At 55.4% G+C, this 12,013-nt stretch carries 13 protein-coding genes; 1 reads left to right on the top strand and 12 read right to left on the bottom strand.

Annotated elements, in window-relative coordinates; genetic code table 11:
* The first annotated feature begins 248 nt into the window (after positions 1-248).
* On the top strand, positions 249-383 hold the full coding sequence (locus IEW12_RS29020; protein ID WP_268237258.1) for a hypothetical protein: 135 nt from the start codon (positions 249-251) through the stop codon (positions 381-383).
* Between the two features lie 241 nt (positions 384-624).
* Here the strand turns inward: IEW12_RS29020 and IEW12_RS19015 are convergent, their stop codons facing one another.
* From IEW12_RS19015 to IEW12_RS18960, 12 genes are all read right to left on the bottom strand, one after another.
* A complete protein-coding gene (locus tag IEW12_RS19015; protein ID WP_188567686.1) occupies positions 625-1,011 on the bottom strand; it encodes a DUF488 domain-containing protein in 387 nt (128 codons plus the stop codon).
* Between the two features lie 17 nt (positions 1,012-1,028).
* Complete coding sequence (locus IEW12_RS19010; protein ID WP_188567685.1) at positions 1,029-1,925, bottom strand: M48 family metallopeptidase; 897 nt, start codon at positions 1,923-1,925, stop codon at positions 1,029-1,031.
* 65 nt (positions 1,926-1,990) lie between these two features.
* A complete protein-coding gene (locus IEW12_RS19005; RefSeq protein WP_229751227.1) occupies positions 1,991-3,259 on the bottom strand; it encodes an AmpG family muropeptide MFS transporter in 1,269 nt (422 codons plus the stop codon).
* 8 nt (positions 3,260-3,267) lie between these two features.
* Positions 3,268-3,870 carry a methionine biosynthesis protein MetW gene (metW, locus tag IEW12_RS19000; protein WP_188567684.1) on the bottom strand — a complete coding sequence of 201 codons (603 nt, stop codon included), beginning with the start codon at positions 3,868-3,870 and terminating at the stop codon, positions 3,268-3,270.
* The gene (gene metX / locus IEW12_RS18995) at positions 3,867-5,006 is read right to left on the bottom strand and encodes a homoserine O-succinyltransferase MetX (RefSeq protein WP_188567683.1); all 1,140 of its coding nucleotides are present in this window, start codon (positions 5,004-5,006) and stop codon (positions 3,867-3,869) included. The genes metW and metX overlap by 4 nt, the downstream gene beginning before the upstream one ends.
* 311 nt (positions 5,007-5,317) lie before the next feature.
* Positions 5,318-7,072, bottom strand: a complete 1,755-nt coding sequence (gene ptsP / locus IEW12_RS18990; RefSeq protein WP_188567682.1) for a phosphoenolpyruvate--protein phosphotransferase — start codon at positions 7,070-7,072, stop codon at positions 5,318-5,320.
* Positions 7,073-7,231: 159 nt separating this feature from the next.
* Positions 7,232-7,501: an HPr family phosphocarrier protein gene (locus tag IEW12_RS18985; protein ID WP_188567681.1), complete on the bottom strand. Its 270-nt coding sequence runs from the start codon at positions 7,499-7,501 to the stop codon at positions 7,232-7,234.
* A gap of 77 nt (positions 7,502-7,578) precedes the next feature.
* Entirely contained in the window at positions 7,579-7,986 is a 408-nt protein-coding gene (locus tag IEW12_RS18980) for a PTS sugar transporter subunit IIA (protein ID WP_188567680.1), read from the bottom strand.
* A gap of 32 nt (positions 7,987-8,018) precedes the next feature.
* A complete protein-coding gene (gshB, locus tag IEW12_RS18975; RefSeq protein ID WP_188567679.1) occupies positions 8,019-8,960 on the bottom strand; it encodes a glutathione synthase in 942 nt (313 codons plus the stop codon).
* Positions 8,961-9,011: 51 nt separating this feature from the next.
* The gene (gshA, locus tag IEW12_RS18970; RefSeq protein ID WP_188567678.1) at positions 9,012-10,310 is read right to left on the bottom strand and encodes a glutamate--cysteine ligase; all 1,299 of its coding nucleotides are present in this window, start codon (positions 10,308-10,310) and stop codon (positions 9,012-9,014) included.
* 252 nt (positions 10,311-10,562) lie between these two features.
* Entirely contained in the window at positions 10,563-10,865 is a 303-nt protein-coding gene (locus IEW12_RS18965) for an antibiotic biosynthesis monooxygenase family protein (RefSeq protein ID WP_188567677.1), read from the bottom strand.
* A gap of 102 nt (positions 10,866-10,967) precedes the next feature.
* Positions 10,968-11,990, bottom strand: a complete 1,023-nt coding sequence (locus tag IEW12_RS18960; RefSeq protein ID WP_188567676.1) for an AI-2E family transporter — start codon at positions 11,988-11,990, stop codon at positions 10,968-10,970.
* Positions 11,991-12,013 lie beyond the last annotated feature (23 nt).

Here is a 12,013-nt window from a genome sequence, read left to right as displayed (position 1 = left end):
TGTCACAATTCTTTTGCGACCAAGACGCAAACGATTGCTTTGTATTCTTACGTAACAACTGGAAATTAGTACGACGACGAAAAGCTCAGTGAAGCGATTGCAATTTAGATACCAGCAAACAAAACCGGCCGAGTTTGGCAGGCATTTATGAAATCTTAATGACAAGATCAAACGTTCAGACAAATTTGCAACATGGGCTCTATGCCCTTGCTTTAGCATGATTTATATCAATATTTTGGGAATATGCCTTGAATAAACCCGAAGGGCAAGGTCTTGACTTTCGCTGTGTTTTTAATGCCACAGGACTGCAACCGGAAGTGGACAAAGAAGAATTACGAGGTTTTGCTCAAAATTCGTGCGTTACAAATACTTACACGCTGTGACAAATCTGACTTGCGCACGGAACGGGTGCATGAGCTTACGCACCAGAATATGACAAATCGGCAGCGATATCTGTTGGCGAATGAGATATTCTAGAGCAACATTTAGAGTGTTAACTCTAAATTTAAACAACAGTCGGGATCCAGCCGCCCGTTTCTCCAGTCCTTTACAGTCACCCACTATCGCGAGCCATAAATCGGGATATTTGTAATTTTTACACTACCCGGTGTGTTTTGAGCGCACTTAAGAAATGCTTGCGCCGCGCTCTGCCAGCAATTCGCGCAATATGGAACGGTGGCAATGCGCCTCATCCTCGCAGTAGCAGCCGAGGGCAAAACTGGTCTGCCGCGATAGGGCGACCAGCAGGTCCAGCACCCTGCCGTTGTCCGGCGTATTCATTTCGGCACGATAGCGCTTCGCGAAACTCTTCCACTCAGCATCGTTGCTGGCATCTTTGCCGGCCTGCATCAGTTCGGCACTGGGGGACAGGTTAGGGAACCAGACATCATAATAATTGCGGCTGGCAAATTCAGCCTTGGGCACACCGCGCGGCGGGCGCCGCACCGTGCCAATACGCAGCCCCTCATCTCTATGCCTGGGGCTACCTAACTGGACGATATGAATAGCCACGGAGATCCTTTCTGCAATCAGCTGATAGGGGCGATACCCTTTACATTACTTTGATAAGGGGGCAAGGCATTCAAACTGAGGCCCTTGGATTTTGCGTATAAGGGCAAGACTTCGGGAAAATGTCTCTGGATCTCGGCAATCCGGGTCGGCCCGGCCGGATGGGTAGATAGCCACTGCGGTGGCGCGCTCTTATTGACCATGCCCATCTTCTGCCACAAAGCCACACCGGCACGCGGATCAAAACCGGCGCGGGCGGCAATATCCAGGCCTACGACGTCGGCCTCGGTCTCATCATCGCGAGAGAATTTCAGCATGGCCCCTTTGGCAACCATGCCGCCGGCAGCACCGGCCAGATTGGGATCGTAGCCTTTAGCGCCGGCAAACAGCTCCAAAGCCCTGACACCCAGGTTCGCCACTGCGGCCTTACCCGCGCGTTCGGCACCGTGCTCGCGTAGCGCATGCGCGATCTCGTGCCCCATCACGATCGCCACTTCGTCATCGGTCAACTTCAGCGTCGTCAGTATGCCGGTATAGAACGCGATTTTCCCGCCGGGCATGCAATAGGCGTTGATTTGGTTCGAGCCTATCAGATTGACTTCCCACTTCCACTCCTTGGCGCGCTCATTCCAGCGCAAGGCATAAGGAATCAATTTCTTCGCGATTGCGCGCAGGCGTATCACTTGTGGATGGTTATCGGGTCCCAGGGCTTTTTGCTGATCGGCCTGCTGCATGGTCTGCGCGTATTGCGCGGCAGCCTGCTTCTCCAAAGCCCCGGTCGGCGCGAATTTGCGCATGATGGACATTTCGCCGACCTTCACACCGTCCTGCACGGGCGCCGCATTGCCCTGGGCAAAAACCGGGGGTGCCAGCAAGAAGCCGGCGGCAGCAAACGCGGGGGCAATAATACGCTTCATGATTTTATACCTGAGCCATCAATATACTGAAAATGGTAGCACTGCCGCCAATTTAAAGCTGCAATTTAGAGGCTTGATTGCGCGGCTTCCGTTTTTGGTTCAGCTTCATTCCATGGCGCAACCTTGAATAACAACAGCATACCCGGAATCGCCAGCGCAAAGCAGATCAGGAAAAAATGCATCCAGCCGGTTTCCGCCACGATAAAACCTACTGAAGATGTGGCAAAGGTGCGCGGCACCGCTGCCAGGCTGGAAAACAAGGCGTACTGGGTTGCGGTGTAGCGCGGGTCCGAAGTCTTGGCGATAAAGGCGACAAAAGCGGCAGTACCGAGTCCAACTCCAAAAGCTTCAAAGCCAACGGCCAACCCAAGGAATAAAGGATTCGGGCCAATATGCGCGAGTAGCGCAAATCCTAGCGATGTGGATGCCTGGATAGCGCCGAATATCCACAAACCGCGGTTGATGCCCAGCCGTATCATGCATATGCCGCCGACGATGCCGCCGGCGATGCTGCCCCAGAACAAGGTCAGCTTGGCGATCGCGCCTATCTGCGTCAGCGGAAAGCCGAGGTCGATAAAGAATTTGGTCGCCAGGGTCGCAGCCATGCTGTCGCCCAGGCGGTACAAGAAGATAAAGCAAAGTATCCACAATGCAGAAGACCAGCCGTCACGCGAAATAAATTCGCGGAAGGGCAACACGATCGCTTCTTCCAGATTCTTGGGCGGAGCACCATAGACCGTCGGCTCCTTGATCAGCAAGGTGCAGACCAGGCCGGGCAGCATGAATGCCGCGGTGATCCAGAAGACCGATTGCCAGGGAAGAAAATCTGCCAGGATCAGCGACAACGCACCCGGTACCATGCCGGCCACTTTATAGGCATTTACCTTGACGGCAGCTCCCAGGCCCTGCTCGTTATCAGACAAGATCTCACGGCTGTAGGCATCGATCACGATATCCTGGCTGGCCGACAGGAAAGCCACGCTGACTGCGGCGAGTATCACCAGCGGCACCTGGTGCAGAGGATCAAGCATGCCCATGCCGCCTATTGCCAGGAACAAGGCCCCCTGCGTCAGCGCCATCCAGCCGCGCCTGCGTCCCAGGCGGCCAAGGCTATAGCGGTCCATCATCGGCGACCACAGGAACTTCCAGGTATAGGGAAACATCACCAACGCAAACAGGCCCAGCGCTTTTACGTCCAGGCCTGCCTTGGCCAGCCAGGCCTGCATCAGGTTCAGCAGGATAAATAAAGGAAGGCCGGAACTAAACCCCAGGAACACCAGGGTCAGCATGCGGCGGTTCAGATAACTGTGCCAGCTGGCAGATTGAGTCGTCACGAAGCAGTCTATTTTTTCTTTAAGCGGAAGACCGCCAGACTACCACGCAAATTCGGCAAAAAGTTAATCACCTTCCCTTCGTGCAGTGCGACACACTCCAGCACATCCAGGCCGACGTCATCGGCAAGGTCGGCAAAATCATAGATCGTCGCGCAACGCACATTGGGCGTGTCATACCATTCATAGGGCAAGGATTTGGATACCGGCATCTTGCCGCGCAATAGCGCCGTACGATGCGGCCAGTAGCCGAAGTTGGGAAAGGATACGATAGCCTCATTGCCGACACGGGCTATGTCGCGCAGCAGGCCCTCCACATGCTTCATCATCTGCAAGGAGGACAGGCACAGCACCGTATCGAAAGCGTTGTCGGCGAAGATACCGAGACCGTTTTCCATGTCCTGCTGGATCACGCTGATGCCGCGCTGTGCACATACCAGCACCTGCGGATCCGCAATCTCTATGCCATAGCCGCTGCATTGCTTGTCGGTCTGCAGATAGTCCAGCATCACGCCATCGCCGCAACCGACGTCCAGCACGTGGGCGCTATCCTTGATCCAGTGCGCGATAAAAGCCAGGTCAGGGCGTAGCACTTTCAACTGAGAGAAATTCATGCCTGTTCCCCTGAAATACTCTTGTAGATGCGGTTGTAGTAAGCGGCCACCAGATTCAGGTAGCGCGGGTCATCCAGCAAGAAGGCATCATGCCCATGCGGCGCATCGATCTCGGCATACGTCACCTTGCGCCTGTTATCCACCAGTGCCTGCACGATCTCGCGGCTGCGCTCAGGCGAAAAACGCCAGTCGGTCGTGAATGAAGCCAGCAGGAATTCCGCCTTGGTATTTGCCAGCGCCGCTTTCAGGCTGCCACCGTGGGCCTGGGCCGGATCGAAATAGTCCAGGGCCTTGGTAATCAGCAGATAGGTATTGGCATCGAAGTAATCGGAGAATTTATCTCCCTGATAGCGCAGATAGGATTCGATCTCAAAGTCGACGCCGAAACCGAACTGATATTCTCCGCTCTTCAGTTCGCGCCCGAATTTTTCCGCCATGTCGTCATTGGACAGATAGGTGATATGGCCTATCATGCGCGCCACGCGCAGACCACGGCGCGGCACGACATTGTGTGCATAGAAATCGCCGCCGTGGAAATCCGGATCAGTCAAAATCGCCTGGCGCGCCACGTCATTGAACGCGATATTTTGCGCAGACAGTTTCGGCGTAGAAGCAATGACCACGCAATGGCGCAAGCGGTCCGGATACAGCATGCTCCAGGCCAGCGCCTGCATGCCGCCCAGCGAGCCGCCCATGACTGCAGCAAATTGCTGTATACCCATCACATCGGCCAGGCGGGCTTGCGCGCGCACCCAGTCTTCCACCGTCACGACCGGAAAGTCGGCGCCATACGGTTTGCCCGTCGTCGGATTGGTATGCATGGGGCCGGTGGAGCCAAAGCAGGACCCCAGATTATTCACGCCGATCACAAAAAACTTGTCGGTGTCCAGCGGCTTGCCTGGGCCGACCATATTGTCCCACCAGCCTACATTCTTGGGGTCTTCCGCGTAGTAGCCGGCAACGTGGTGCGAGGCATTCAGCGCGTGGCAAACCAGCACCGCATTGGACTTATCGGCATTCAGGCTGCCGTAGGTTTCTACCATCAGCGTGTAATCTGCGATGGAGGCGCCGCTTTGCAAAAGCAGCGGCGCATCAAACCGGTAAGCCTGGGGCGTAACGATTCCTATTGATGACATACACTCTTCCATTGAGACTATCGGTCTCTAATTCTCTGAAGCCTGTGCCAAACCGCCATGCTCATGGTGCTGGCGCACCTGGCCGCACTGGTTTCGCAGCAGCTTCTTGATAAATTGTAACGGGGAGCTAAAGGTGGGGCTGAATGAGGGGGAATGCGGGCATTCAGACTCGCTTTAGCCGTATTTATTATTCAACAAACAAGATAAACAAGTTCATTGAAAGGCGCCCGCAAGCTGATCTCAAATCGGCGCAATAGTGCAAGGATAGCGAAGTATGCGCCCCCCGTCAAACCAGGGGCTGTGTCACACCTCTACGCCACGCTGGCCAGTGAGGCCACTACATCCTGGATAATCTGCGGATCATAGGACCGAAGTATCTTCTTGATATGCGGCTGCAGGTTTTCCAGATTGGTGTTCAATATCTCTTGCTTGATTTCCGGCAGCAGCGCAGCAGGCATCGACAGTTCACGGAAACCCATGCCTATCAGCAAACGCGTCAAGCGGCGGTCGCCGGCCATGCCGCCACAGATCGCGACCGGAATGCCCGCTTTCTCCGCTGCAGTGACTGTCATGTGCAATAACTGCAGGATGGCAGGATGGATGTCGTTATACAGATGCGCTACTTCATGGTCGGCGCGGTCAATCGCCAGCGTGTACTGAATCAGGTCATTCGTGCCCACCGACAGGAAATCCAGTTTCTTCACAAACAGCGGCAAGGTCAATGCCGCCGCCGGTACTTCTATCATTGCGCCAACATGGATGTCGGCGTCGAATTTTTTATTCTCCGCCTTCAGTTCCGCCTTGGCCTGCTCTATCATCGCCAGCGACTGGTCGATCTCGAAGGCATGCGCCATCATCGGTATCAGGATGTGCACCGGGCCGAAGGCAGATGCCCTCAGCATCGCGCGCAACTGGGTCATGAAAATTTGCGGCTCAGCCAGGCAATAGCGTATCGCGCGCAAACCCAGCGCAGGATTCAGGATATTGTGGTCGGTCGTATCCAGCGGTTTGTCGGCGCCCACGTCCAGGGTGCGTATCGTGACCGGCCTGCCCTTCATCGCCTGCACCGCGGCGCGGTAGGCGGTAAATTGCTCTTCTTCGGTCGGCAGCTTGTGCGCATGGCCGGTACGGCCCATGAACAGGAATTCGGAACGGAACAAGCCTACGCCGCTGGCCCCGGCTTCCACCGCCGCAATCGCATGGTCGGGCAGCTCTATATTGGCCAACAAGGTGATTTCCACGCCATCCAGTGTCACCGCCGGTGTTTTCTTCAGCTTCAGCAGCTTCTTGCGCGCCTTCAGCAAGCGTGCCTGCAACTCGCGGTATTGCTCCAGCACAAGCGGCGACGGCGCCACGATCACCACGCCGGCATCGCTGTCTATGATCAGCCAGTCATCCTGCTCTATCAGGCGGGACGCATTGCCGGTGCCCACCACGGCCGGGATGCCCAGGCTGCGCGAAACAATGGCGGTGTGCGAGTTCTGGCCGCCTTCATCGGTGACAAAACCATTAAAGGCGGCATCGCGGAACTGCATCATGTCGGCCGGCGAGATGTCACGCGCCACCACGATCATGTTCGCGCTACGCTCGTCTATGCCCTCTGCGCGCGGTAGGCTGTGGGCGGAACCGGTAAGCACTTTCAACACGCGCTCGGCAACTTGCTGGATGTCCGCCTTGCGCTCGCGCAGGTAGTCGTCTTCTATCTCGTCGAACTGGGCGGAAAGTACGTCGATCTGGGTCACCAGCGCCCATTCGGCGTTGTAATGGCGGTTGCGGATGATGTCGAGCGGTGCTTCGGAAATCATCGGGTCGGACAGGATCAGCGCATGCACGTCCAGAAAGGCGCCGAGCTCGGTCGGTGCATCCTGAGGCAGGTCGGACCAGATGGCCTGCAGTTCCTTGTGTACCTGGGTAATTGCATCCTGCAGCCGGCGCACTTCTGCTTCAACCTGCTCCTGGGCAACCAGGTAGTGCTGAACATCCAGCGCAGCCGGGCGCAGCAGGTGCGCGCGGCCTATCGCGATACCGCGTGAAACGGGGATGCCTTGCAATGTAAATGACGCCATGCCGAGTCCCCTTTGTTGTCTTTTTTTTAGATCATTGTTTGCCGGTACTGCCAGTAGCGGGAGGCCAACGCCAACAAGCGTGCCGCCCCCGACATGTTCATACAAGCATTAGCAAAGTACATGCCTGGAGCCAGGCATCCAGACACTGTCAGGGCGGGATTACTCGCCTTCGCCGAACTTGTCATTGATCAGGGCGACAATCGCGTCGAAACAGGCCTGCTCATCTGCGCCTTCTGTTTCCAGTGTGACTTTGCTGCCCTTGCCTGCTGCCAGCATCATCACGCCCATGATGGATTTGCCATTGACCCTGCGATTATTACGAGCCAGCCAGACTTCACTTTTGAATTTTCCCGCGAGTTGCGTGAACTTTGCCGAGGCACGTGCGTGCAGTCCGAGCTTGTTCACAATTTCTATTTCTTGTTGGATCATTGTTTTTCACTCTTATAAATTCAAAATTCTGCGAGGGAGATGGCTCAGCCAGGCAGCAGCTACGGATCCTTCGGTAATTAACTGGGTGACAGACGAACGCGGTTATCGACGCGCAGCGCACCATTCTGGCCGCCGGCCAACGCCATTTCCACCACCACGTCCAGGTTGTCGGCGCGATAGGTAATGGCCCTCAGCAGCATGGGCAGGCTGATGCCGGCTATCACGGCCACATCGCTGGGATCGCCCAGATGGCGGCAGCAATTGGATGGCGTTCCACCCATGACGTCGGTGATGACCAGAACGCCAGAACCGTCGTTCAGGCGTTTGACCGCCTCGCGCGCCAGCCGGTTGACGTCATCGATATTCTGATCGGCAATCACGTCTATGGCTTCCAGCCGTTCCGGCATGCCGCGAAAAACATGGCTCGCCGCCTGCACAAAAGCAGAGCCCAGCGGAGCATGCGTCATCAGGAGAATACCTATCATACAGTTCTTAATTTCTATCTTAATCGGACATATTAGCGGATGGCTGCTTCCAGCGCATCGATAAACATGCCGGCTACATTAAAGCCTTTTTGCTGCATGATTTCCTGAAAACAGGTCGGGCTGGTGACGTTAACTTCCGTCAGGTAACTTCCTATCACGTCTAATCCTACCAGCAACAAGCCTCGCTGGTACAGTATGGGAGCCAAAGTTTCTGCAATTTCCAGGTCCCTGGCCGACAATTCCTGTGCCACGCCAACGCCGCCCGCAGCCAGATTGCCGCGCACTTCGCCATTCTGCGGGATGCGCGCCAGCGAAAACGGCACTACCTTGCCGCCTATCAGCAAGATGCGCTTGTCGCCGTGGACGATGTCGGGAATATAACGTTGCGCCATGATGGTACGGGTACCGTTATGCGTCAGCGTCTCTATCATGGAACCCAGGTTCATGCCGTCTGCGCCTACCCGGAAGATGCCGGCGCCGCCCATGCCGTCTAGCGGCTTCAGGATGATTTCCTGGTGGGTCTTGTGAAAGGCCCGGATACGCTGCTCATCGCGGGTCACCAGCGTCGGCGCGGTAAATTGCGAGAACTGGGCAATCGCCAGCTTTTCATTGTGGTCGCGGATTGCCGAAGGCTTGTTGAATACGCGCGTACCCTGCTGCGCTGCCAGATCCAGCAGGTAGGTGGCGTATACATATTCCATGTCGAAAGGCGGATCCTTGCGCTGCAGGACGGCGTCAAAATCGCCTAGGCGGCAATTGACCGCCTCTTCCGCCCGGTACCAGTCATGCGCATCGCCGGTCAGCGTAATCTTGCTGATGCGGGCAAACACCACGCCCTGATCCAGAGCCAGGTCGTCCGGGCCAAAGGCATAGATTTCATGACCGCGCTGACTCGCTTCGCGCATCATCGCAAAGGTAGAGTCCTTGTAGGTCTTGAACTGCGACAGCGGATCAGTCAGGAAGGCGAATTTCATGGGAACCTCAATCAATTAGAGCAGGCAGTGTAACCGTTAGCTTAAGTTAGCTTAATAAACTTCCGGATTCGGATCGGTTTTTTCCAATTCCAGCGACGCCGCCAGCAAGGCCAGGCGCGCCACCACACCATACATGTAAAAACGATTCGGTGCAGCGGTGCCCGGCTTGGCCTGCATGTCCGGCACTGCATGCTGCTGCGCAAACGCCAGCGGCACAAAATGCATGCCCGGCGCATTCAGGTTTTCATCGACACCACGCTCTTCATGCACGCGATAGAAGCCGCCCACTACGTAGCGATCCATCATGTACACCACAGGTTCGGCCACCGATTCATTGATTTGCTCGAAGGTAGGCACGCCCTCCTGCACGATTACATCATGCACTTCCTGGCCATCCTTGATTACCGACATCTTGTTGCGTTGCTTGCGGTTCAGATCACGCACTTCGCTGGCATCGCGCACCGTCATCACGCCCATGCCATAGGTACCGGCATCAGCCTTCACGATGACGAAAGGCTTTTCCTTGATGCCGTATTCCTTGTATTTCTTGCGCATCTTGGCCAGGATGGTATCCACCGTTGCCGCCAACTGGTCTTCACCGGTGCGCTCATGGAAATTGATGTCGCTGCATTTGGCAAAGAAAGGATTCAGCATCCACGGATCAACGTCGACCATCTTCGCGAATTTTTTCGCAACATCGTCATAGGCGGCAAAGTGATTAGACTTGCGGCGCACTGCCCAGCCGGCATGCAGCGGCGGCAACAGGGTTTGTTCGTGAATATTTTCCAGTATCGACGGAATGCCGGCGGACAGGTCATTGTTCAGCAATACCGTACAAGGGTCGAAATTCTTCAGGCCCAGCCTGCGGCCATTGGCGGAGCGCTCCAGCGGCTCCAGCACCAGTTGCGTGCCGTCAGGCAGCTCTATCGGCGTGGGCTCCTTGATATCTTCATCCAGCGTTCCAAGGCGTACATTCAGTCCGGTCTGGCGGAAAATCTGCATCTGGCGCGCCAGATTTTGCAGATAAAAGCTGTTGCGGGTATGGCGCTCGGGGATCAGCAACAGGTTTTTTGCGTCCGGGCAGTATTTTTCTATCGCCGCCATCGCCGCCTGCACTGCCAGCGGCAGCATTTCCGTCGACAGGTTATTAAAACCGCCAGGAAACAGATTGGTATCCACCGGGGCCAGCTTGAAGCCGGAATTGCGCAAATCTACGGAGCAGTAAAAAGGCGGTGTATGTTCCTGCCATTCCAGCCTGAACCAGCGCTCTATCGAAGGTGTCGCTTGCAGTATCTTTTTTTCTAGATCTAGCAGAGGGCCGTTCAAGGCAGTAACGAGATGCGGAACCATAATGACCTTTGATTGTAATTTGCGCGCGCGGCACACCCAATTTTAACGGGAAGACCGCGCTGTACACACCAAGCTTGGGGTTCAGGCGCACATAATCAAGAGCAATTATATGTAAACCAGACTAATTTCAGGGTCAAACTTGCCAGTCCGCAAAGGAAAGAAGCCACTGGCAAGTACACCCATGACAAATTATCAATGAATCAGGGCTCCATAGGAACTTTTGTACCTATTAGCCTTGTGGATTAGACGGGCTTAGGCCGACTCGGTCACCAGATTGAAGTGTTCCACTGTTGGCGGAACGGCAAAAAATGGCCCGACAATCGCACGCCATTGCTGGAAAGCAGGCGATTCGCGAAAATCCACAGTATGGTTTTCCAGCGTTTCCCAGACGATAGTCAGCACATAACGCTCAGGCGACTCTATTCCATGATGGACCTTGTGGCTGACATAGCCCTTGGCCAGATGGATCACTTCCTTCACACCCTTCTGGATGGCAGCCTCAAATTCTGCCTGCTTGCCGGGCTGGATACGGATATCTGCTAATTCGAGAATCATAATTTTCCTTGCTGAGGTTGAAGAGACGCTAATCCTGCGATGGCAGATTATGACATTTCCACAAAAACGCGTCGCCCGGCCAACCGGGCGGCAGCGCAGAACCTACACCAGGCCCCGGTCACTGAGTTCAGCCTTGATATACGCATAAAACACCGGCGCTGCTACCACACCAGGGATACCGAACAGGCTTTCCATCACCAGGATCGCCGTCAACAACTCCCAGGCCCGCGCATTGATATGCGCGCCTATGATTTTGGCGTTCAGGAAATACTCCAGCTTGTGGATCACAATCATGAAGACCAGCGAGGCCAGCGCCACATTCACTGAATGCGACAAGCCCACGGTCACGATGAAACTGTTGGAAATGATATTGCCCGCCACCGGAATCAGGCCCGCCAGGAAGGTAATGGCAATCATGCTCTTGGTCAACGGCAGATGCACACCGGCCAGCGGCAACACGGCCAGCAGATAGATCGCGGTAAAAACGGTATTAATCAGCGAAATCTGCACCTGGGCGAACACGATCTTTTGAAAGATCTGGGCCAGCTTCTCTATCCTCAGGTGCAGCGCCAGCGCGAACGGGCGGTAATTGGTCGGCATCGTTGCATCCTGCAAAGCCACCATGCTGCCTATGATCATGCCCAGCAACAGATGGACGATCATATGCCCGGCTTCCTGACCCAGCAGCTTGGCTTCGCCTGAATGCTCGCGCAGCCAGGTCGTCATCACTTCGCGCAGATCATCCACGTCGCTCAGGTTATCCGGCAGGTTAGCATGTACCCACTCCGGCATTTGATTGCGTGAGGCTTCAATGATATCCGCGAGCTTTTGCAGCAGCGTGTGCAGGTTGCCGGCATCGCTGCGTAAAAATGCGAAGGCGGACCAGATCCCGACAGTGATGACGGAGATGATGATCACCGATAAAAAAACGACGGCAATTACGCGGGCCTGGTAACTATTGCACTTGCGCTCTATCAGCGGCGCCAGCAGGTGGATCAGCGAATACACCAGCAAGCCCGAAAACAGCGCAACCAGCAGGCCCGCTTTCAATACGGTAAACAAGGCCAGTGCAGCCAAGATGTAGGATGCCAGTACCGGCATGGTTATTTTTTCTGATTGCGGCATAAAGTGGTTCCTATAAAGGATGC

Origin of the sequence: Parundibacterium terreum (assembly GCF_014636315.1) — a bacterium.
Lineage (GTDB): Bacteria > Pseudomonadota > Gammaproteobacteria > Burkholderiales > Burkholderiaceae_D > Undibacterium > Undibacterium terreum.
The sequence above is the reverse complement of the archived record's forward strand: the minus strand, read 5'-3'. Positions and strand labels throughout refer to the sequence as shown.

Coding starts and splice junctions, on each gene's coding strand:
- IEW12_RS19010 (WP_188567685.1), bottom strand. CDS start 1,925: ATGAAGCGTATTATTGCCCCCGCGTTTGCTGCCGCCGGCTTCTTGCTG.
- metW (WP_188567684.1), bottom strand. CDS start 3,870: ATGAATTTCTCTCAGTTGAAAGTGCTACGCCCTGACCTGGCTTTTATC.
- metX (WP_188567683.1), bottom strand. CDS start 5,006: ATGTCATCAATAGGAATCGTTACGCCCCAGGCTTACCGGTTTGATGCG.
- ptsP (WP_188567682.1), bottom strand. CDS start 7,072: ATGGCGTCATTTACATTGCAAGGCATCCCCGTTTCACGCGGTATCGCG.
- IEW12_RS18985 (WP_188567681.1), bottom strand. CDS start 7,501: ATGATCCAACAAGAAATAGAAATTGTGAACAAGCTCGGACTGCACGCA.
- IEW12_RS18980 (WP_188567680.1), bottom strand. CDS start 7,986: ATGATAGGTATTCTCCTGATGACGCATGCTCCGCTGGGCTCTGCTTTT.
- gshB (WP_188567679.1), bottom strand. CDS start 8,960: ATGAAATTCGCCTTCCTGACTGATCCGCTGTCGCAGTTCAAGACCTAC.
- gshA (WP_188567678.1), bottom strand. CDS start 10,310: ATGGTTCCGCATCTCGTTACTGCCTTGAACGGCCCTCTGCTAGATCTA.
- IEW12_RS18965 (WP_188567677.1), bottom strand. CDS start 10,865: ATGATTCTCGAATTAGCAGATATCCGTATCCAGCCCGGCAAGCAGGCA.
- IEW12_RS18960 (WP_188567676.1), bottom strand. CDS start 11,990: ATGCCGCAATCAGAAAAAATAACCATGCCGGTACTGGCATCCTACATC.